The sequence below is a fragment of the Cohnella thailandensis genome (genome assembly GCF_014212135.1).
Taxonomy (GTDB): domain Bacteria; phylum Bacillota; class Bacilli; order Paenibacillales; family Paenibacillaceae; genus Cohnella; species Cohnella thailandensis.
The window spans coordinates 236,277-256,894 of the sequence record NZ_JACJVQ010000014.1 but is presented as its reverse complement, the minus strand read 5'-3'; the positions used below and the strand labels follow the sequence as shown (position 1 = coordinate 256,894).

19 protein-coding genes are annotated in these 20,618 nt (G+C 60.6%); all 19 read right to left on the bottom strand.

Features of this window, described 5'->3' with window-relative positions; translation table 11 throughout:
* Positions 1–257 precede the first annotated feature (257 nt).
* The 19 genes from xylF to H7B67_RS17010 all read right to left on the bottom strand — a co-directional run bounded on the left by xylF (position 258) and on the right by H7B67_RS17010 (position 20,602).
* Positions 258–1,355 (bottom strand): D-xylose ABC transporter substrate-binding protein, encoded by a 1,098-nt coding sequence (gene xylF, locus H7B67_RS17100; protein WP_185121068.1) that lies wholly within the window; start codon positions 1,353–1,355, stop codon positions 258–260.
* A gap of 30 nt (positions 1,356–1,385) precedes the next feature.
* Complete coding sequence (locus H7B67_RS17095) at positions 1,386–2,927, bottom strand: response regulator (RefSeq protein ID WP_185121067.1); 1,542 nt, start codon at positions 2,925–2,927, stop codon at positions 1,386–1,388.
* Complete coding sequence (locus tag H7B67_RS17090) at positions 2,902–4,368, bottom strand: sensor histidine kinase (RefSeq protein WP_185121066.1); 1,467 nt, start codon at positions 4,366–4,368, stop codon at positions 2,902–2,904. Before H7B67_RS17090 ends, H7B67_RS17095 begins: the two co-directional genes overlap by 26 nt.
* Positions 4,365–5,342 (bottom strand): sugar ABC transporter substrate-binding protein, encoded by a 978-nt coding sequence (locus H7B67_RS17085; RefSeq protein ID WP_425353913.1) that lies wholly within the window; start codon positions 5,340–5,342, stop codon positions 4,365–4,367. The genes H7B67_RS17090 and H7B67_RS17085 overlap by 4 nt, the downstream gene beginning before the upstream one ends.
* Before the next feature lie 180 nt (positions 5,343–5,522).
* On the bottom strand, positions 5,523–5,813 hold the full coding sequence (locus tag H7B67_RS17080; RefSeq protein WP_185121079.1) for a hypothetical protein: 291 nt from the start codon (positions 5,811–5,813) through the stop codon (positions 5,523–5,525).
* 118 nt (positions 5,814–5,931) lie between these two features.
* The gene (locus H7B67_RS17075; RefSeq protein ID WP_185121065.1) at positions 5,932–6,399 is read right to left on the bottom strand and encodes a CBO0543 family protein; all 468 of its coding nucleotides are present in this window, start codon (positions 6,397–6,399) and stop codon (positions 5,932–5,934) included.
* Positions 6,400–6,507: 108 nt separating this feature from the next.
* Positions 6,508–6,930 carry a VOC family protein gene (locus tag H7B67_RS17070; RefSeq protein WP_185121064.1) on the bottom strand — a complete coding sequence of 141 codons (423 nt, stop codon included), beginning with the start codon at positions 6,928–6,930 and terminating at the stop codon, positions 6,508–6,510.
* A gap of 84 nt (positions 6,931–7,014) precedes the next feature.
* Positions 7,015–7,827, bottom strand: coding sequence for a helix-turn-helix transcriptional regulator (locus H7B67_RS17065; RefSeq protein ID WP_185121063.1), 813 nt, complete (start codon positions 7,825–7,827; stop codon positions 7,015–7,017).
* Positions 7,828–7,926: 99 nt separating this feature from the next.
* Entirely contained in the window at positions 7,927–8,430 is a 504-nt protein-coding gene (locus H7B67_RS17060) for a VanZ family protein (RefSeq protein ID WP_185121062.1), read from the bottom strand.
* Between the two features lie 19 nt (positions 8,431–8,449).
* Positions 8,450–9,061: an adenylyl-sulfate kinase gene (cysC, locus tag H7B67_RS17055; RefSeq protein ID WP_185121061.1), complete on the bottom strand. Its 612-nt coding sequence runs from the start codon at positions 9,059–9,061 to the stop codon at positions 8,450–8,452.
* Positions 9,062–9,091: 30 nt separating this feature from the next.
* Entirely contained in the window at positions 9,092–10,837 is a 1,746-nt protein-coding gene (locus H7B67_RS17050; protein WP_185121060.1) for an ABC transporter ATP-binding protein, read from the bottom strand.
* A gap of 16 nt (positions 10,838–10,853) precedes the next feature.
* On the bottom strand, positions 10,854–12,020 hold the full coding sequence (locus H7B67_RS17045; RefSeq protein ID WP_185121059.1) for a nucleotidyltransferase domain-containing protein: 1,167 nt from the start codon (positions 12,018–12,020) through the stop codon (positions 10,854–10,856).
* A 13-nt stretch (positions 12,021–12,033) separates the two neighbouring features.
* Complete coding sequence (locus tag H7B67_RS17040) at positions 12,034–12,501, bottom strand: lasso peptide biosynthesis B2 protein (RefSeq protein ID WP_185121058.1); 468 nt, start codon at positions 12,499–12,501, stop codon at positions 12,034–12,036.
* A complete protein-coding gene (locus tag H7B67_RS17035; protein WP_185121057.1) occupies positions 12,498–12,788 on the bottom strand; it encodes a lasso peptide biosynthesis PqqD family chaperone in 291 nt (96 codons plus the stop codon). The genes H7B67_RS17040 and H7B67_RS17035 overlap by 4 nt, the downstream gene beginning before the upstream one ends.
* Positions 12,785–13,903 carry an HPr kinase/phosphorylase gene (locus H7B67_RS17030; RefSeq protein ID WP_185121056.1) on the bottom strand — a complete coding sequence of 373 codons (1,119 nt, stop codon included), beginning with the start codon at positions 13,901–13,903 and terminating at the stop codon, positions 12,785–12,787. Before H7B67_RS17030 ends, H7B67_RS17035 begins: the two co-directional genes overlap by 4 nt.
* A gap of 362 nt (positions 13,904–14,265) precedes the next feature.
* Entirely contained in the window at positions 14,266–14,394 is a 129-nt protein-coding gene (locus tag H7B67_RS17025) for a paeninodin family lasso peptide (protein WP_185121055.1), read from the bottom strand.
* 43 nt (positions 14,395–14,437) lie between these two features.
* Complete coding sequence (locus H7B67_RS17020) at positions 14,438–16,363, bottom strand: asparagine synthase-related protein (protein ID WP_185121054.1); 1,926 nt, start codon at positions 16,361–16,363, stop codon at positions 14,438–14,440.
* Positions 16,360–17,646, bottom strand: a complete 1,287-nt coding sequence (locus tag H7B67_RS17015; protein WP_185121053.1) for a sulfotransferase family protein — start codon at positions 17,644–17,646, stop codon at positions 16,360–16,362. Before H7B67_RS17015 ends, H7B67_RS17020 begins: the two co-directional genes overlap by 4 nt.
* A gap of 13 nt (positions 17,647–17,659) precedes the next feature.
* Positions 17,660–20,602 (bottom strand): chitobiase/beta-hexosaminidase C-terminal domain-containing protein, encoded by a 2,943-nt coding sequence (locus tag H7B67_RS17010; RefSeq protein WP_342592599.1) that lies wholly within the window; start codon positions 20,600–20,602, stop codon positions 17,660–17,662.
* Between the last annotated feature and the right edge of the window lie 16 nt (positions 20,603–20,618).

Below are 20,618 nucleotides of genomic sequence, written 5' to 3'. Positions count from 1 at the left end.
TGTAGGCGGATGTGTGTAGTTTGGTTACTCTCTGTGGTGGATTTGCGAGGCTGCAGGCGGATGTGTGTAGTTTGGTTACTCAGCTTACCTGCCATCCCCCTCGTTCGGCACCCAGTTGAGTCATCCTTACTCATCTTGCCTGCCTTTCCCCTCGCTCCAGAAACCCAAAGAAAAAAAACGCCACCCCGTCCGCAAGACGGGATGGCTCCTCAACCGTGCCGCTAGCCACGCGAAACGCCGGCGGCAGCCGCGATCCTCTACTTCTTATAAACATCCTCCCGCGAGTGGAAGCCGTCGGAGATGATCGTGTCCTCGAGATTGGACCGATCGACGGCGATCGGGGTGAGCAGCACCGACGGCACCTCGATCTTGCCGTTGTTCAGCTTCTTGTCCGCCTGAACGTCCTCGCCGCGGGCGAGCTTGACCGCGAGGTCCGCGGCCTTGTCGGCGAGCAGCTTGATCGGCTTGTAGACGGTCATCGTCTGCGTGCCGGCGACGATTCGCTGCGCGGCGGCGAGGTCGGCATCCTGCCCGGCGACCGGGATCTTGCCCGCCAGCCCGGCCTCCGCCAAGGCCTCGATGACGCTGCCCGCCGTCGCGTCGTTCGCCGCGATGACCGCGTCGATCTGGTCGCCGCTGGCGTCAAGCGCCTGCTTCATGTTGACCAGCGCGTTGGCGGGCGTCCAATCCTTCGTCCACTGGTCGTAGACGACGGTGATGTCTCCCCGGTCGATCAGCGGCTGCAGCACGTTGAACACGCCCGCCTTGAACAGGTGCGCGTTATTGTCCGTGTCCGCGCCTCCGATATAGACGTACTTGCCCTTAGGAACCAGGCGAGTGATCGCTCGAGCCTGCAGCTCGCCTACCATCTCGTTGTCGAACGAGACGTAGAGATCGACGTCGGAGTTCTTGATCAGCCGATCGTAAGCGAGCACCTTGATGCCGGCCGAATGCGCCTTCTTTACGATCGCCGCGGTCGCCTCCGCGTTGTGCGGAGCGATGACCAGAATATCGACTCCCTGGCTGATCATCGTCTCGGCTTGGGAGATTTGCTTCGCGTCGTCGCCGTTCGCTTCCATGATCACGACGTTCGCGCCCCGCGCTTCTCCTGCGGCGCGGAACATGTCGCGGTCCTTCAGCCATCGCTCCTCCAGAAGCGTATCCATCGAGAAGCCGATCGTGATCGGCTCCTCTTCCCCGCCTCCGCCGCCCTCCGTCGCGCTTGGCGAAGCAATCGACTTCGTCTTGCCGTTCGATCCGCCCTCGCACGCGGCGAGAACGAAGGCCAGGAGAAGGAGCAGCAAGTGAACGTTCAGGCTCGCAAGTCTCCTTTTGCCTCCAGAAACCAGTTTCATCCCCGAAGCTTCCTTCTGCATAACGTCTCCCTATCCCCTCTGCCCCAGAAGCGTCCGGCGGAACTCCGTCGGAGAGACGTCGCACGTCTTCTTGAATACCTTGCTGAAATAATTGGGATCATGATAGCCGACCTCGAACGTGATCTCCTTCAGGCTCTTCTCCGGATCGCTCATCAGCTTCTTCGCGTGCTCGATCCGGCACTCGGTCAGAAAATCGATATAATTGACGCCGAGCTGTTCCTTGAACAGCTTGCTGATATAGAACGGGCTGGATCCGAACTTCCGGCCGATGAGCTCCAGGGAGATATCCTCGCAAGAATGCTCGATCACGAACTTCTTGATTTGCTGGATGGTGTCCGGCCTAAGCAAGCCGGGATGCTCCTCGAACGATTCCCTCATCCGATCGAGCAGCAGGCGCGTCTCGGAACGCAGCTGGCGATAATCCCGCGACTGGAACGAGAACAGCGGAGTATCGACCTCGACTCCGAGCTCGAGCAACGCGCGCGAGGCGATCCAAAGCAGCTCCAGCACTCGCTGCTGCGCTTGCAGCAAGTCGGCGCCCTCGTTCTCGTAACGACGGATGAACTCCGTGACGTCCGCATCCATCCTTGCCCAATCGCCGAGCCTGACCCGATCGAAAAACTGCTTCTCCAGCTGCTTCGCCGAGTATCCGTCCCGCGCGACTTCCAGAACCGGAGTATCTTCATAGAAACGGTACTTGACCGGGAGAGCCGGATCCATCGAAGCGACAAGCGCTTCCTGATAGGACTGACGAATCTGCCCGAGAGATTCGCAGGCATTGCCGATGCCGACGAACCAGCCGGCCTCCGCCCCGGGCTTTGCCAGGCCGAGCAGCTCGCGGGCGATCGACATCGCTTGGGCCCGGAACGACCTGCCGGGGTCGCGGAACGCGATGATCGGAATTTGCCGGCCGTACAAGGCGCCGACCCAGCCGCTTCCGAGCGACCTTATCTTCCCTTTGATCGCGGAATACATGCCCTCTTCCCCCGCCGGAAGCAAGACGTTCATCGCGAACTTCCCGTTCGAGGGGCTCGCCCCGAGCAGCCCGACCAGCTCGCCCAGATGCACCTCGTGTACGTGGTCGAACAGCAGCTGCGTGACGATGTCGGTCTCGACGACCGGCAGCACCTTCCGCAGCGCATCCCGCTGAAGCCGGCTCGCCTCCCGGCTCATCCGCTCTTCCTCGATTCTCTTCAAGGCATTGCCGACGGTGGCCACGATCTCGCTCGCCTTGCTCGGCTTAAGCAAATAATCGATGACGCCAAGCTTGATCGAGCGCTGCGCATATTCGAAAGTGTCGTACGCCGTCACCATGACGAACTTGATGCCGGGATCCTTTTGCCCGATGATCTCGATGGCTTCCAATCCGTCCATTCCCGGCATCTTGATGTCCATCAGGATCAGATCGGGACGAAGCTCTTCCGCCAGCTGCACCGCCGCCTTGCCGTTCTTCGCCTGTTCGACGATCAGGTCGGGGAACCCTTTGCGCAGAATCGCCTGCAGCCCTTCCCGCTCGATCTGCTCGTCATCCACGATCAGAAGTTTGGTCATCCTTCCCGCTCCTCCTTGCTTTAGGAATTAACAAGATAACCTTCGTTCCGAGGCCCGGGCCGCTCTCGATCTCGATAATGTCCTCGCGCCCGTAGAAAATCCGCAGCCTGCGGACGACGTTGCTGAAGCCGATGCCCGTCGAGTGTCCTTCCGTCTGCTCGGCCCGCTCCTCCAGAATTTCCTTGATCTTGCTCTCCGGCATTCCGGGCCCGTTATCGGAGATCTCGATTCTCACCCGTTCGCCGTAGTCCGCGATCGTAAACTCGATCGTTCCTCCGTCCTCCAGAGGCTCAACCGCGTGGATGACCGCGTTCTCGACGATCGGCTGGAGCGTCATGCCGGGAAGCTCGACGTACAGGCACCACTCGTTGATGTCCGCATGAAAATGGAGGCGGTCGGTGAACCTCGCTTTCTGGATCTCCATATATTGACGGAGCACCTTCACTTCGTCGTAGAGAGTGACGGAGCGATCCAACCGCTTCAGGTTGTAGCGCAGCAGCCCCGCCACGTTCGCCAGCAGGTCGCTGGTCTCCTCGGAGCCTTCCAGGTAGGCTTTCTTGGACAGGGTGTCCAACGTGTTGAATAGAAAGTGAGGATTGATCTGGCTCTGCAAGCTCCTCAGCTGGCTCTCCTGAAGCATCAGCTTGTTCTGCTGAAGCTCGTTCTCGAGCTGCGCCTTCTGCTGAATCTCTTGGATCAGGTTGTTGATGTTGACCCGCATGCGCTCGAACATCTTCGCGAGGAAGCTGATTTCGTCGTTGGAGGTCACCTCGACTTGAAGGTCGAACCGGCCTCGCGACAGCTCCTTCGCCGCCTGCGTTAATTTAAGCACCGGCCTCGTGATGCTCTTCGAGAACCAGTACGTAAAAAACAGAAGCAGGAACGTGATCGACAGCAGCATCCAAATCCCGAACTTCTTCAGCTCCGTGGACTGCTCGATTATGCCGCGATAGAACCGGTCGTACGTCTTCAGCTCCGTGTCGAGCAAGGTGAGCGTCATCTCCGAGATGTACTTCGAGATACGCGTCGCCTCCGAGAAAGCGCTGGTGGATTCCTCCGTCTCCTTCTCGGACAGGAACAGGATCGACCGGTCCGTCGTCTCGACCAGGCTGTCGATCAGGTTCATGTAGCTCGCGAGCGCGAAGTCGTTCTCCGCGTTCCTCAGGTCCATGACCTCCAATCTGGCCGTCCGAAGCCTCATCTTATTGCTGTCCACCTGCTGCAGGTTCGCCTGCGTCGGCGTCTGCAGATAGTTATTAAGGGCGGCGATCGTCTGCTGGCTGGCGTTCGTCACTTCGTTCATGTGCAGATAGCGCTGCAGAATCGCGTTGTATTGGTCCTGGGTTTTCTGATTGTAGTAGGTAAGGGCAATCCAGATGGTCGCCATGACGAACAGGACGGCGGCGGCTAGCGTCCATATTTTCCTCTGGATGCTGTTCATGGCGCGTCCGTCGCCTTCAGCAACCGAATATCCGTCAGATAGCCGTCCGTATCGAGCGGCACCGTGTCGCCCCGCAGCCATTCGATGATGAGTTTCACGCCGAGCCGGCCCATCTCCTCGGGCGATTGCTCGATGATGCCGTCAAGCTTCCCCGCCTTAAGCAGCGACATCGTGTCCTTGCTGTCGTCGAACGAGTAGATATGATATGGCGCGACCTGGGAGCGTCTCCCGATCTCCTGGACCATGGCGTCCGCGATATTCGCGTTCACGGCGATGAAGGCGTCCACGTCCGGCTGCCGGTTCAAGACGTCTTGGGTCGCCGCGATGATCATCTCCCGCGATTCGATGGTCTCCGCGTATTCCGTCTTAATGTCCGGATAGCGCTTCAAGACGTCCATGATTCCATTTACTCGCTGCTGCTGGTAATATTCCTCCCGGCTGTCTCCCATCAGGACGACGGTGCCCGAGGAGCCCATGTCGGACAGAAGCTGCTTCGCGATCATCTGCCCCGCAAGAAATTGATCCGATCCGACGTACGTTCTCCTCAGGCTATCGGCCATCGGCACGTCGTTCGCCACGGTAAGGATCGGGATGCCGTAGAATGCGGCCTTGATCTTGGTCAGCTCCTTGAAATCCGGCGTATCCAGTCCTTGAACGATGATCCCGTCCACCTTGGAGTCGATGGCGATCTCGAGCTTCTTGAGAAAATCCTCCTGATCCTTGCCGTAGCTCCCCCATACCTCGACGCTGGAGCCTCTCTTGTCGGCTTCTTCTTTCGCGCCCTTCGCCACTTTGTCCCAGAAAGGCGTCTCCAGCTCCTGCGTGATGAGCACGAGATGATATTCCGCCTGCTTCCGGTCTACGGTCTTCGGCAGCTCGGGACCTGCGCGAAACACTTTATCCGCCGAGATCAAAGTGAAGGTCAGCATGATAACGCATACAATTCCAAACGCGAAGCTGAACGCTTTGCTCAAGTCGGCGCTCTCCGTTTCCCCGTTAAATGTATTGAATAGGATAAAACTATCATAACATCCCTTCGGGCCAGTTCAACGGGTACGCCGGCCAATCGCAAAAGATTGCAGGCGAGCGCAATTTTTTGCTAGAGAAGCATAAAAAAAGACGCCTCGGGCAGCATGGCCCCGGCGTCTTCTTCGCTATTCGTTCGACTTGTATTCCTTGTTGGCGGCATCCAGCATGGCGTCCCAATCGGCGAAATCGGTCTCCCTCGCGATATGGCGGTCGAACAGCTCTCCTACCACGTTATTGAGATCGTCGTGAGTCTTGGCCTGGAACTTGCCCTTCTCCATAAACTCGTCGAAGCTCGCGAACGCGGAATGCTTGCTCATGAACGATTCGTTAAACAGCTTCTCCAGAGAGATCCGGTTCGGATCCTCCTGGACCGACTTCTGGCCTTGCAGATCCTTCAACAGCTCATCGAACGACATCGGCTTATGTTTTTTCAATTGGCAACCCCTTGAGTTTAGTAAATGCTTCTTCTTATTATACTACGTATTCATGCGATGCTGCCGTTTTTTTATTCTTCGCGAATGGCAACCGGCCGCATCATTTCGACGAAACCTCCGATTTCGGGATCCCGAAGGCCTTGAGCAGAAGTCTTGCATAGATAAACACGATACTGACGGAAAGAACATAAGAAACGTACGTCCAGCCGACGTTCCAGCCGTCGTGATATTCGATGCGGCGGCTCAGAACCAAAGCCGATTCGAAAAGAGTCAATACCAGAGCCGTTAAGAGGACGAACCACACGGGATGGATCCGTGGCAGAACGTAGCGGTACATCAAAGTAAGGATAATGGGATAGACTCCGAGGCTGTAAGGTATCGTCGTGATCGATTCCATCTCGTGAGGGGTCATTTCCCACCATTTCGCATAAGCACCGATATCGTTGAACAGCAAGGCGAGAAAAGCCGTAACGGCGAAGACCAGGAGCATGGTCTTGCTTGCTTTCTTGATAAAGAAGACTCCGACAAGCCAAGGCAAAACGAAACCGACTAAAACATGGAACGTCATGGGATCACCTCAGCCTACAGTTTCGTCAAGGACGGAGGCAACCATACGAATGGGAACGCGAAAAAGGCGGCGCAGGGATTTCCCTGACGCCGCCTTGTACAAATCCTTTTACTCCTCCAGCTCCCAGGCCGGATTCCATACGATCTCCCAGAGATGCCCGTCGGGATCCTTGAAGTGTCCGGAATAGCCTCCCCAGAAAGCATCGTGCGGAGGATCGGTGACGATCGCCCCCGCCTTGCGGGCCGTCTCCACGATCCGGTCCACTTCTTCCTTGCTGCCCACGTTGTGCCCGATCGTCAGCTCCGTCGAGCTGGGCGGCGACAACGGGACCTTGGCCTCGTGCGACAGGTCCTGGCGGCTCCAGATCGCAAGCTTCAAGCCGGCTTGCAGGTCGAAGAAAGCGACCGCACCGTGCTCGAATTCCCGTCCGACGATCCCTTCCGTCGGAAACCCCAGCCCGTCGCGATAAAACGCAAGGGACCTCTCCAGATCGTCCACTCCCAAAGTCAGCACGGATATGCGAGGTTTCATCTATTCGTCCTCCTCCTAACGTTTTCTTTTCCGCCTCTAGCATCTCTTATTCCGCCTTCGAAGGCTTGTATAAAACGGACACGTTCAGAGGAAAACTTGGTGCGGGGAGAGCCCGTAATAGCGCTTGAAGCTGCGAATAAAATGAGGCTGGTCGCAATACCCGTACCGGAAGGCCGCGTCCGTAAGGGGCGTCGCGGGGGATGCCCTCATTCCGCGCAAGGCGCTCTGGAAGCGGACGATGTCCAGCATCTCCTTGGGACCGACGCCCAGCTCTCCGCGAAAAATCCTTCTGACGTTCCTCTCGCTGTAGCTGAGCTTCTCCGCCAGCTCCCGGACGGTCATGCTGCCCCGGCTTGCGTACAGGTGCTCCATGGCCGAATGAAGCGGTGAGCCGGACGCGTCCGATCCCGGCGGCAGCTGCCGGATCAACGTCGCCTCCATCCTTCGGATGGCCTCCGCGGAGTTCGGCGCCGACTGGACTTGCTCCGCGAAAGACGCGGCCTCCGTTCCCCAAATGTCTTCGAGAAAGGCGCGATAGCCTCCGAACTCCGCCGCGGGGAAGCGCAGGAAGCTCCGCGCCTTGTCCGCGTAGAAACGAATTCCGATCAGCGAATGCCGGCTCGTCAGGTCCATGGTCTCGTATGCCGTCATCAACCCCGTCACGAAAGCGGCCTTGCCGAAGGACGAGGCCTTCCGGTCGATAATGATATCGACGCAGCCGTCCGGAACGATCCGGTGGAGCTTGCTTAAGCCCCCGTCGGGTTCGAAGTCCAAGGTCCAATAACAAGCGATGCAGGGAGCCAATAGCTCGCCGGGCCGGAATTCCCGGTACCGATAACGGGAATCCTCCGACTTTCTCTGCACAAGCGGCGGCTGTACGGGAAAATAGTTCCCCATCGTTTATCCCTTCCGAAGCGTCTTGGATTCAATAGTCCGGGACCGACCTTCCGAACCTATCGTTCCTTCTACTATACCCGCTTCGTTCTTCCAGGACAATTAACGTCTGAGCCGCCGGTACAGTCTCGAAATTCCGTAGCACAGGAGAAGGCTGATCGCGCCTCCCGTCAAATCGACGAGCACGTCCTGGAAGGCAGGCGTCCGGTCCTGCGAGTAGCGCTGGTTCCATTCGTCCAGCATCGCGACGAGAAAGACGGCCGCAAGGGACAGCCCGGCAACGGCGGGAAGGGGCAGCCGGTACATTCGCAGCGCGAGCGCCGCCGCGGCCGCGAGAACGCCGTAGACGAACATGTGGGCGCCTTTGCGGAACAGGAACTCGATCAAGCCGAGCGGATTGGCGTCGCTTCGGTATTCGTGTCCGTCATACCGGATATCGAGGTGGGGCAGCACCCTCTCCGCGGTCTGAACCGACAGGTTCTTCTGCAGGAAAGGCTGGATCGTCTGGGCCTTGAACGGCTGCGAGGACAGGGCGAAGATGGCGGCGACGACGGCGCCCAGCAGCGCGAGCGCGACGAAGCGGCTCCAGATCGGTTTGTAGGTCATGCTAGACTCTCCTCCTCCATTAGTGCCGCCGAAGGCAGCCGCGATGGTCCAAGTAACGGATCAGGATGTCGATCGCTTGCTCGACCGTCAGCTTCTCCGTATCGATGATCAGCTCGGGGGCTTGGGGAACGTCGTATCCCGCGCTGATTCCGGTAAAGCTCGAAATCTCGCCGTCCCGGGCTTTCTTATATAAACCTTTTGGATCCCGCCTCTCGCACTCCTCGAGCGAGCATTTGACGTAGATCTCGATAAATTCGCCTTTGGGGAACAGCTCCCTGGCCATCCGGCGGTCGGCCTCGTTCGGCGAGACCAGCGCGGCCAGCACGACGAGACCGGCATCGGCGAATAGCCTCGAGACCTCGCCGACCCTTCGGATATTCTCCTTCCGGTCGGCTTCCGAGAAGCCGAGGTCCCGGCCGAGTCCGTGCCGAACGTTATCTCCGTCCAAGACGTAGGAGGAGATCCTCCTCGCGTCCAGCTCCTGCTCCAACGCGAAAGCAAGCGTCGATTTGCCGGATCCCGGCAAGCCGGTGAACCAAAGCACGAGGCTCTTGTGCCCGTTCCTCCGCTCCCGGTCCGGGCGGCTGATCCTCGAGTGCTGCCAAGTCACGTTGCCGACGTCGTTGTTCATTATCGTTCCTCCGTCTCTCTTGTCCGCCGTCTAAGCGGGATCCTGCCGGTAGTCCTTCCGGACCGAAGCCTCGCCCCGCTCCATCGCGATGACTTGGTCCGCTCCCCGGATCGTCGTCAGCCGGTGGGCGATGACGATAATCGTCATCGTCCCCTTCAGCCGATCGATCGCTTGCCGGATTTTCTCCTCGTTGTCCGTATCGAGCGCGCTCGTCGCCTCGTCCAGCACCAGGATCGACGGCTTGCGCAGGATCGCCCTCGCCAGCACGAGTCGCTGGCGTTCTCCGCCGGACAGCCGAACTCCCCGGTCGCCGACGATCGTGTCCAGTCCCTCGGGCAGCCGCTTCACGAATTCGTCCGAGGCGGCGAAGCGCAGCGCGTCCCACAGCTCCTCTTCTCCCGCGTTCGGCCGAACGCACAGCAGGTTGTCCCGGATGCTGGCGTGGAACAGGAACGGATCCTGCGCCACGTAGCTGACGGCATGGCGGAGGGCGACCCTGGCGTCTCCCGTCGCGGGACGGCCGCCGAACAGCACCGATCCGCTCTCCGGCTCGAGCAGCCCCATCAGAACGTCGGCCAGCGTGCTTTTGCCCGCTCCCGACTTGCCGACGATCGCCGTCATTTTCCCCGCCGGAATCGTCACGGTGACGTCTCTCAGCGCGTAGTCGGAACCCCCTCCGTACCGGAAGCTAACGCCGCGGCATTCGATCTCCGCATGGGCGAACCGGACCCGCTCATCTTCGATCGTCCGCTCCTCCTCCGGCTCGCGGGCTTCTCCGCACTCCCGCTCCAACCGCCTCAGCCCTTGAAAAGCCGGAATGGCCGAGACGATCTGTTCCGCTCCTGCCTGAATCGCCGTGAATCGAGGCCACAAGCGGGCGAACAGGATCACGATCAGCAGAAGCTGCCCCGCCCCGACGCGCAAAACCTCGAACGACAAATAAACGAACAGCGCGATCAGCGCCGCCGCCGCGATCCGGTACAAGCTCTGGGTCGAGGCCTGAAGCCGGGCGAACGCCGTGAAGTTGGCCTCCATCCGCCCGGTCAGCGCCCGAAACCAATCGAGGTACGAGGCTTCGAGCCGATTGCTCTTGATGTCCTTGATTCCGCTGAAGTGATCGTTCAGCCCCGCGTAATAGCTTAGCGACAGCTCGCTGTTCCGGTTCCCGACCTCTTTCGCCCGGCGAATCCTGCCGCGCATGGCAAGCGCGATAACCGCTCCACTGACGAGAACGACCGCCGTGAGCTCGGCCGACAGCCAGAAGGCGATCCCGATCTGAATGATCGTGAAGACGAGCGAAGAGGTCAGCTGCAGGAAAAGGTGAGTCGCTTGGCTGACCCGCGCCAATTCGGACGTGAGCAGATGGTGGAAGTCCGACTTGCGGCGGCGGATAAAGAACGGCCAGTTCGAATGCAGCAGGGAATCGTACAGGGTAAGCCGCAGGTGGCGGATAAAGCCTTGCTGCAGGCGGGCACCTCTCACGCTCTGTTCCCGCTGAAAGAAAGCCTGGGCGGCGACGATGAGCACGTAAACCGCCAACGAGAGGGGCAAGGCGAGCGATTCCGGCAATTCCCGCAGCGTTTCCAAGCCCTCCTCGGCGAACGGAACGCTTCCCGCCCCGTTCCCGAGGAAGCCCAGCAGCCCGAGCATCGGCACGAGCATGTACAGCCCGACGCCGTCGAACAAGCCGAGCGCCACCATCGCCGCAAGCTGGCCGTAGAGCCTTGCGCCCGCGTACCTCCGCAGCTTGCCAAGGTAATAACGCAGATCCGTCATTCGGATTCCTCATCTCTTAAGTTTGCTGACGAACTTGCCTCCACAGCCAAACGAACGGTCTCAGGGGAAAATAGAGAAAATAGAGCTGCCTGGGAAGGGGCAGCGTCTCGGCGTCCCGAAAGCTCGGGTACAGCCGGCTGATCGCGTAAGCCCACTTTTGCGGTCTTGTCTTCAAGTCGAACAGGTAGCTCTTGTACGCTTTGGCCACATCCCCCGTGCTCGGGTCGGTAGACAGGACGATGTCGTCCCGGATGAAGCCGAGCGCCCGCTGCGCCAGCTCCCGCCCGCGGCCGGCGTAGACAAAGGGCTTCAGAGCCTGCGGAATGGGGGTATGGAGCAAAGCCGAAGCCAGGGCGAGGGCCTGGGCGGCTAGATGAACGGCTTTATATTTCTTCAATAGGGCAAGAACCGCGGTCCAATTCAGCTTCCTTCTCGCCAGCTTGTCGATGTCCGCGAGCCAGCGCAGGCGGAACCAGCCATGGCGGGCGCCGTGCGTCACGAGATAGAGAAACAGATGCTCGTCGCCCGGCATGAACAGGCAAGAGGAAAGTCCGCTGGGCTGCCTTCCGTTCCATAGCTCCTCGAAGGACGGCTCTTTGCCGCCCTCCCCGTTCAGCCGCCAGTGAACCTCCGCTTCGATTCCGAGCTGCGGGTGCATGAAGGCGACGTGGTGGATTTTCCACTTCCAATCGCCCAGCCCTCTCGGGAGAGGCCTTTCCGGCTGATAGCCCAGCTCACGCAGCAGCTTCTCGGCCGTGGCGAGCTCCTCTATCGGGATCAGGATATCGAGGTCCTTGGACGTCCGCAGAGACACGTCTCCGTACAGGCGTTGAGCCAGCGCCGGTCCCTTCAGGACGAGCGAACGGACGCCTTGATCCGCCAGCGAGCGGCACACCCGCTCCATTTCCCCGCTTAAGCGGAGCATCTTCAGCGCGTTCAGGCGGCAATCCCGTTCGATGGCTTGCCGAACATCGGAGGGAATCAATTCGCCCGCCGCGCAGGCATATAGCTGCGGATACACGCGATGATGCCGGACCCGCTTCAGGAATTGATTCCAATCGATGTCCGGCAAGAACGGCTCGCGCCGGAGCCCTTCGGTCCCGGCGTCGCTTCGAAGCGCTTCCAGCATCGCGTTAAGCTCCGCGGGCAAGTCGCTTAAATCCAGGCTGAATGGCTTGTCCATTTGATTGCTCCTTTTACTCTTTTCTATTCTCCGGGGCGGTCAGATCCGTCCCGAAGTAAGCGACCGTCGTAAACAGCCGCCGTTCTTGATCTCCGGTCAGATAGATCGGCCCGCTGCGGAGCCAGGCGTGCGCGACCAGGTTGCCCTGCTTGTCCTTGGCCGTGCCTAGATAAAGCGTGCTGTCCATTCTGCGACGCTCCAGCATCTTCCTGGCCGCCAACGCCTGAACAAGGCATTGGCTCTCCCAGATCGTGTGGCGGCTCATGACCCGAACCGCCTCCGAGATCCGGCGAATCAAGCGCTCCTGCGCCAGATCGTGAACGTGCGGCGTCTCGGTCATCGGCTTGCCGAACGTCAGCTTCAGCCGCGAGAACGGCAGCAGCTTCATGACGCGAGCCCACGCGAGATAAATCAGCGCCTCCAGCATAAGGCGGCGCTTCTCCGGCGGCCAGGCCAAGACGGATCTCAGCCCGCGGATCATGCCCGGCGAACCTCGATCAGCGACTCTTGCATCAGATGGCGAAGGAATTCGCCGACCTGCCGCTCGCACGTCTCCCGGTCGACCTCGAACTCCGCCGTCAGCTCGTCGACCAGCCCGCCGATCCCGACCGGAACGGCGAGCAGCTCCCAGATTCGGCCCCCGATCAGGCCGAGGTTGTAGTACTTGCCGGAGGAGATGCTGAACATGACCTTCTCCCCCTTCATGTCGCTTACGAGATTGCCTTCCTTGCGGACGATGGAATGTCCGGCGTCGATCGTCTGAATCATGGCTCCCATTCCTTTCTTCTGGCGTTATGAATGACGGATTGCGCAAGGTCAAGCGCCGTAAATCCGAACCGCGGCCTCCGCAGCCGGTTCGCTTCGATCCGCGCCGCGACGGCGGCCGACGCGCGAAAATGCCAGCCTTCCAGCCCCATCCGGGGAATCAGCCGGTTACGGTACGTGTGCTGCATCAGAACTCGCAGCTTCTCCAGCCCCGCTACCGGGGTAGCGGCGATCCGCTCCGGCTCCGGTGCCCGGCTCGGGCCGCTGGCTTCGCTAAAGGCGGCAATTTTATTGATGGCATTGCTATTGTCCGCAGCGCTATTGTCCGCAGTGCTATTGTGTGTTTCGCTAATCTCGGCGTCGCTTCTTTTCGCCAGCTCGAACACTCCCGCCAGCGGAACGGCCTCCGCAAGGAAGCTGCCCGTCGCCGGAACCGCGAACTTCTCGGTCTCCCGATAGATAGGTCGATAAGCTCCCCCGTCCATTCCCAACCCTTCGAGGCTCTCGCGCCACAGCTTCTGCTGGGGGTAAGCCGGTTGAACGAAGGGCCTGCCCTCCCCGTCGAGGGCTACCGCGACGACATCGTCGCTCACGAGGCGATGGCCCAGCGAAGCGCAAGCCGCGGCCAGCGTCGACTTGCCCGCGCCCGAATCGCCGAGGAACGCATAGGCTTTGCCGTCGATGACGACCGCGCTGCCGTGCAACGGCAGCACCCGCCGCATCAGAAGCAGCGCGCCCATGCAGGTGCCTAGCAGATATACGCGCACCCTCTCCGGATCGGCGCCGGGCAGCGGAGCGACGAGAATCGTCCTTCCGTCCTCGATGGCGTACACGGCGGTGTCCGGAATCAGAAAAAGGAACCGCTTCCCGCTCGCTTTTTCTCCCGCGCGCGCGTACGAGAAGTTGCTGCCGCATGCCTTTAATTCGGCGAGCAGCGGGCCCGGATCGGCCCAGTCGATCCCGATGTCCGCCGATTGCGGCGCCCTCTGCGAGCTTCCGTCGATCGAGCCTGCAAGAGTTGCAGGCGGCAATTCGGGAAGAGGAATCCGGCTGGAGATCCGCAAGCCGAATGCCCGGTAAAGAGTGGCCGTGCTTACGGCAAGTAACGCGTCGTTCATTGGCCATCTCCTTTCTCAGATAGATTGATCTAAGAATTGTGAGGGTAGTGAGTAGAACAGGAACCCCATACGGCTCTAACCCGAATTTTTCGGGTTACAGAGCAAAATCAGAAACTCCATGCGGCTCTAACCCGAATTTTTCGGGTTACAGGGCAAAATCAGAGACTCCATGCGGCTCTAACCCGAATTTTTCGGGTTACAGGGCAAATTCAGAGACTCCATGCAGCTCTAACCCGAATTTTTCGGGTTACAGGGCAAAATCAGGGACTTCACGCCAAGCGGCGACATCCCTATAGAAACGAAAGCGTCCTTACCCAATCCGACTAGGATCGGGTAAGGACTCGCGTCTATAGAAACTCAGCTCAGCTCGGTGCATAGATGTCCATGTCCTCGGTGGTGACGAAATCGATGTGCGTCATTCCTTTGCCGTACATCGTCTCGCTGACGTCCAGCGTTTCGAGCGTCGGCTCGATCCATTGCTTCTTCTCCATTGAATTCACCTCCTTTCGATAGGCTTGTTCGATGAGACGGCGGTCAGGCGAATCTCTGGATGAATCGGTATATAATCAAGCTGCGCATGAGCAGCCTCATCTCCGGGTGAAAAGCGAGCTCCGGCCGCGGCTCCCGCCCGATTCCGGCGGCGGCCTCCCGAATCCGGTCGACGTGCAGGTAGGCGGAGGCGCGCGAATCCTTGCAGAGTCTCCCCACTTCCTCGAGCAGGCGCGGCCACATCGGAGCGGCGCGATGAACCCAGTCCGCGCCCTGGATGCCCCGGACCCGCTGGTTCAGCCGAACCTCGTCGGGCAGCACGCTCGCGGTCGCCCTGCGGATCAGGGAGCGGTCCTGGCCGTTTCGCACGTACTGCTCGAACGGAACGGCCAGGCAGAAACGGACGACCCGAAGATCGCACGTGGGGTCGCGCTCCCACACCCCATAGCGAAGCGACAGCTTCGACGCCGTCGCGCCGTTCTTGTTCGCGGCGGCGAGGCTCCCGAGCTTGGACCTGCGCAGCTCGAGCGGATCGGCCGCGGAGGCTTCCCCGCTCCTCAGCCGGGCGAACACGCCCGTCCGGGCGGCGAAGTCGGGATGGATGAGCATCGCCGGAAGCTCGGGCCGCGGCTCGGATCGTCCGCGTTGCGCCAGGGAAGGGAAGGCCAATCGGCCAATGGCCGACAGGAGCCTTTTTCTGCCGATTCCCTTGTTCGATCCGTAAGCCCGAAGCTCCCTCGAGAGGCTCAGCCACTTCATTCGCCGCAGCAGCAGCGCGTAATACTCGAGAGCGGGACCCCACGACACCGTGAAGTTGCCGCGCGCTCCGGTCAGCAGCACGCCCGCTCCCTGCCTGCCGGCCTGCTCGTGGATCCCTTTGAGCCAGTGCGAATTCTCGAAGAATTTGTAAGGAGTCTCGAGCAGGTCCAGCCATTCGTCCACTTCGGACAGCGGGCTGATTCCTTCGAAGCTCATGTGGGATTCCGCGATGTTGCCGACGTGGCGGGCGGTTGCCCGAATGTAGGGCCGCTCGTCGGCCACCGTGCCGCGGGACGTCCAATCGGCGAATCCGGGAGCCGGCACGCTGCTGAACGAGCGCAGCGTCTTGCCTTCCTTCCGCAGCTCCGTCGCGGCGAAGGCCGCCACCGTTCCGGAGTCCAGGCCTCCGCTAAGCGTCGCCGACACTTCCCGGAAGGTGCGGAGCCGGCAGCGGACGGCCTCCCCGACCACTTCCCGGAATGCCTCCTCGTACTCCCGGTCCGACTTCAGCCGAAGCGGCTCTTCCGGCTCCAGCGATCCGTAGGAGGCCACCGAAACCTGTCCCTCCGAAACGACGATCGCATGACCCGGCGGCACCTGCCGGATTTGAAGGTAGGGCGTCGCTTCCGCGTCCGTCGACTCGAACATCTCCGGAATCGCCATGAATTCCGCGAGCCACTCCTCGTTCAGCTTCCTCGAGGTGTCCGGCAACGCGAGCAGAGGCTCTATCGTCGTGGAGAACGCCAACCGCCGATTATCGCGATGGTAGTAAAGCGAGCGGCTTCCGAACAGGTCTCTTGCCCCGAACAGCTCCCGGCGGTCGGCATCCCAGATCATGAAGGCGAAGTCGCCGACGAGATACTCGGGCGACCTCCGCCCCCATCTGCGGTAGGCGAGCAGAATGAGCTCGCTGTCCGTCATGCCGGCGAAGCGCGCAGGCGGGAGCTGCAGCCGCCCGAACAGCTCCTTGCGGTTGTCAAGGATGGCGTCGGCCGCGATGAGCAGGCGGCCGTTCGGGTCGCCTTCCGGCATCCGCTCGCCCCTGGACTCCGGCGTGATCCACCGGATCCGGCAGCCGAGGAACGCCGGACCCGCGCGCCTCATTCGCACATCGTCGGCCACGTACGCCCGCATCGCCTCCATCATCGCTTCGCCGTCTCGGATGCCCGCCTCTTGCCCGTCGAACCGGACGAAGCCCGCGATCGCGCTCACTTCTTCCCTCCCGATCCGGCCATATAAGACGAGGCCAGCCGCGACAGCCGGGAGCCGAACGGAATCGCCGCCTTCAGCCAGTCCGCTTTGCGCTTCATGGAGGCAAGCTGGGAGCGCAGGCGCTTCTGCTCCTGCAGTCCCTTCTCGAGACGCTGCTCCAGCGTTTGAACGGTCCTTCGAAGCTGCAGCGTCTCCGAATCGGCCGGGTTCGAGCGATCCCGATACAATCCCCGTTCCTCTTCCCCGCTCTCGGCGGATTCCAAAAATTCGGCGAAGGCCGGCTCCGAGCTTGCGGCAAGCTCGGTTCGCATCCGATAATTCTCCGTCCAGCTGAAGCCGGTCGCTTCCATCCATTGCTTCGCTCTCAGCGCCATCCAGGCGCCGTCCGGCTCCGGATCGAAGCGGATGCCCGCCAGCTTCTCCGCCTGCTCCAGCTCCTCGCCGTACCCGAGCTCGGCGAACAGGCGCGCTCCGAGCAGCCGTCCGTACGCCGCGATCTCCCGCTTCGTCAGAAGCTCTTTCCAAGCATGGACGGAATCCTCGTGCGGAGCCGAATGCTCCGCGACAAACGGATCGCCGACTCCCATACTGTAATAAAGCCCGGCTTTCGGGGAATCCATCCGGTCGCCGTACTTCTCCATTCCTTCCTCGTATTCGGTGCCGAGGAACCGGCAGACCTCCGCCAATTCGGCCCGGGGATCGGCAACCAGCCGCTCGTACCGCAGACGATAAGCGAGAGGCTCCTCCTCCCGGGAGAAGTACCGCATGTAACGGAGCAAGCCTACCGTTAGATCGGCCGCCTTAAGGTCGAAGGCGAAGCCGGCCAGCATCGCCTCGAGATCGGACGAGCCTCCCCTCGCGGAGCCTAGCTTCTTGTAGGAAGCGAGCACCGCGAACGGATTGCGGAGCAGCCAGATGCGCCGGGAGCGCGGGAACAAGCCGTCGAGAAACTCCAGCGCGCCGTAATAGCGAGGCGTCTTGTCGATAACCATCTCCGCCGCGCCGCTGCCGAGGAGACCGTTGTAAACCCGGAGAGCGAACGATCGGCAGGCGCTCTCGAACGCCTCTTCGGGCAGAACGCCGTTATAGAAGCGTTCGAGAATCGCCCCCCCGCCATATGGCCGCTTCCGAGCCGACTTCAATTCCAGCAGGCTCATCAGAAACCACATCTCCTGGGTGGCGAACAGCTTGCCGTGGTTCTGCAGCATCGCGGTAGCCAGGGAGCTCCCGCTGCGCGGCGTGCTCAGCAGCAAAACCAGATTGTTGCCGTCGGCGCCGACCATTCGTCCGCCTCCTTCACTTTTGGCTAAAGTCGTAATAGAATTTCTTCCGCTCGCCGAGCATGATCTTGTAGATATCGTCGTTCGTCGCCTTCGCCGCTCCGACGTAGTCCTTGTACGGCCGGTCCGCGACGTTCACGAGGCCGGAGTTGTAATGCTCTCCCCACAGCCCTTGCCAATAACGGCCGAGTCCCGCTTGGTCCACGTAGTTGAAGACGTTCGCTCCGACCACGTACGGCAGCACCGCCACTCCCTCGACGTAGTTCCGGTACCTCATGCCCCGCTGGAACTGGTTGACCGCGGAGTTTTTCATGAGCGGCTCCAGTCCCTGCTCCGTCGTTCCGTAGCCGAATTCGCTCATCAGGATCGGCTTGCCGCCCGACAGCTCGTGCACCTCTTCCAGAAGGTCGGTCTCCAGCTTGTACGTGTAGTAGTTGATGCTGATCACGTCCACGTATTTGCCTTCGTATTCGGAGAGCATCCGGCGAACCGTCTCGTTGTGGAAGGTCGTCGTGATCCAGCGGTCCCCCAGCAGAAGATGATTCGGATCGTACTTGCGGTACAAGCGCGACACCGTGCCGAAGAACCGGTCGAGATAGTCCGCGAAGAACGCCTCCATGTCCCGCCAGGCCGGGGAAGCCTTGAGCGTAAGCTGCGCTTCCTTCAGCTCGTCGAACGATTTGTAGTTCATTTTCCACGCGGAATTGAACGCCTCGATCGTCGCGTACTTGGTCCGCAGCATGTCGACGAGCGCCCCCTTCATCGCGGCTTTGCTCGCTTTGAGCTTCGGCACCTCGGTCAAGAACTTGTGGTAATCGAACTCGTTGCCGATAAACGTCCCGATCAGCATCGGATCGTCCTTGTACGGGGCGACCGTCTGGGCGAACGATTGATCCAGCTTCGCTTCGGCGTCCGGTGCGTAAATGTCGAAAAGAGAAAGACCGCCGATCCGCGCCCAGCTCATTCCCTCCAGCGGAAGCATTCGCACGTACGGGAAGAGTCCTTCCTCGCCGTACTTCTCGGGGGAATAAGCTCCGATGCCGTTGAAGCCCCATTTGCGGATCCGCTCGATCGCCTCCATGTAGACGTCGTGCTCGGTAAAGAAGCGCCCCGTCTTGCGGTATTTGTTGGCGATATAGAACGAGAAGCCGTCCGTGTTGATATAGGCAGGCTTGTACTCTCCCGCATAAGGAGGCACGTACTCGAACTTCGACTCTCTCCCTTTGACGAGCGTATACGTCTCTTGGGCCGTCACGCCGTTGACTCCGAGGCTGAAGAAGAGATTCCCCTCCGGAGTCGTCAGGACCGGCCGGCCGTTCATCCTCTGAACCGCGAAATGGCCGGTCGCCTTGAGCCCGTACTCGTCCGCGCTTCCGGCAAGGCCTCCGTAACGATCGCGTTCGTCCGGCGCCTTCAAGCTTCCGTAATACTCGTCGTCCGCCTTCGCGTCGTCCGCCAGCTGCCCTTCGTCGGTCACCTTGCCCTGGAACTTCGCGGTCTCCATCTGGCCGAACCGGTCGACCTGAACGTCCTTGTTGGCATTGACCGAATAGCTGCGAATCGGGCTGGTCAGGAGCCCCTCCTTCACCGCGTAGGTCTCGAGCTGATTGTAGCCCTTCAGCTTAATAGGCGAGACGTAAGGAACGAAGTCGACGCTTTGGTTCAAGCGGTAATAAATGCGGGCGCCGGGCGTTTCCGAGGCGATTGCAGCCAGCATCCCGTCGCCGCTCTTGACCGTGGTCAGAGTGGCCGAAGAGGTATTGCGGTTGACGATCACCTCCGACACCTGGGGCGTCCACGATTTGGCCGTTCCGACCAGCTCGATTTTCAAATACCTCGTGTTCGCGGGAAGGGCCATGTTCTCGTAAGCCTGAGGCTGCCAATTGCTGACCGGGTAACCGGACGGATAAGATTCCGCGTCCACTTCCTCGTACGCGACTCCGTCGGCCGACGCGTAAAACTTGAGCTTCTCGAACGGCTGCCCGGAGAAGTAGAAGCTGCGCACGGCGAACGACTTCATGTCTTCGCTCGCGACGTAGATCAAGGACCCCGGCGCCGTCGTCGCCCGTACCGCGCGGCTTAAATCGTTGTCGAAGTAGTTAGGCGTCTCCTTCGCCAAGTACAAGTTCGAACGAAGCGCGGTCAGCCCGAAGTCGTCGAGCGGATCGTGCAGGCCGGCCGCCGCGGGAGCTTGAGGGTACGGCGTGAACGAGTAGGTGGATATGCCGCCGCCCGTCCCCTTATCCGCAGCCGGCGCCGATGCCGATGCCGAGGAAGAGGTCGTCTTCAGCAGCGTCTCACTGACGATCGCGATCGGCGAGCCGTAGAGCTTGCGCGTCGGCGAGGAGCGAGGGTCGCTGCCGTCGGTCGTGTAATAGATCGATTCGCCGGCGGCCGGAGTCAGCCGGATCATGCTGCCGTACAGAACCGGGCCCGAGGGCTTGCTCGCTCCCGCGCTTCCGCCCCCGTTCAGCGTCACTCGCCCGATCGAGACGGGAGACTTGATCTTGCCGCTCGGGAATACGATCTTCAAGTACTTCGTCCCGCCCGGAAAATCCCTCGATTCATAAGAGACGACGGCGGGATCGCCCCCCGTCGAGTGCGAATCCGGCGTCACGGCGCGGTAGGTCTTGCCGTCGGGGGAGATCGAGAATTGCGGAGCTTTGAACTCTTGGCCCTCTATTCCGTAGACCACCGCTTCGAAGGATCGCAAATTCACCTTCGCTTTGTAGATCAAATACTCCCCGGAGCCGCCGCTCCCGAACGCCCGGGTCGGATCCAGCTCGTTTCCCTGGATCGTCTTAAGGGAGACCGTTTTGGAACGTGCGTGGACTTTGCTCCAGTCGCCCAGATCGTCCGTTTCCAGAGAATACTTGTCGGCACTGTCTCCAAGCGTATGCGACGAGGCTAAGAGGAACAACAGGATGAACACGAGGAGCAATACCGGTTTTTTCTTCACTTTCCTCTACTCCTTC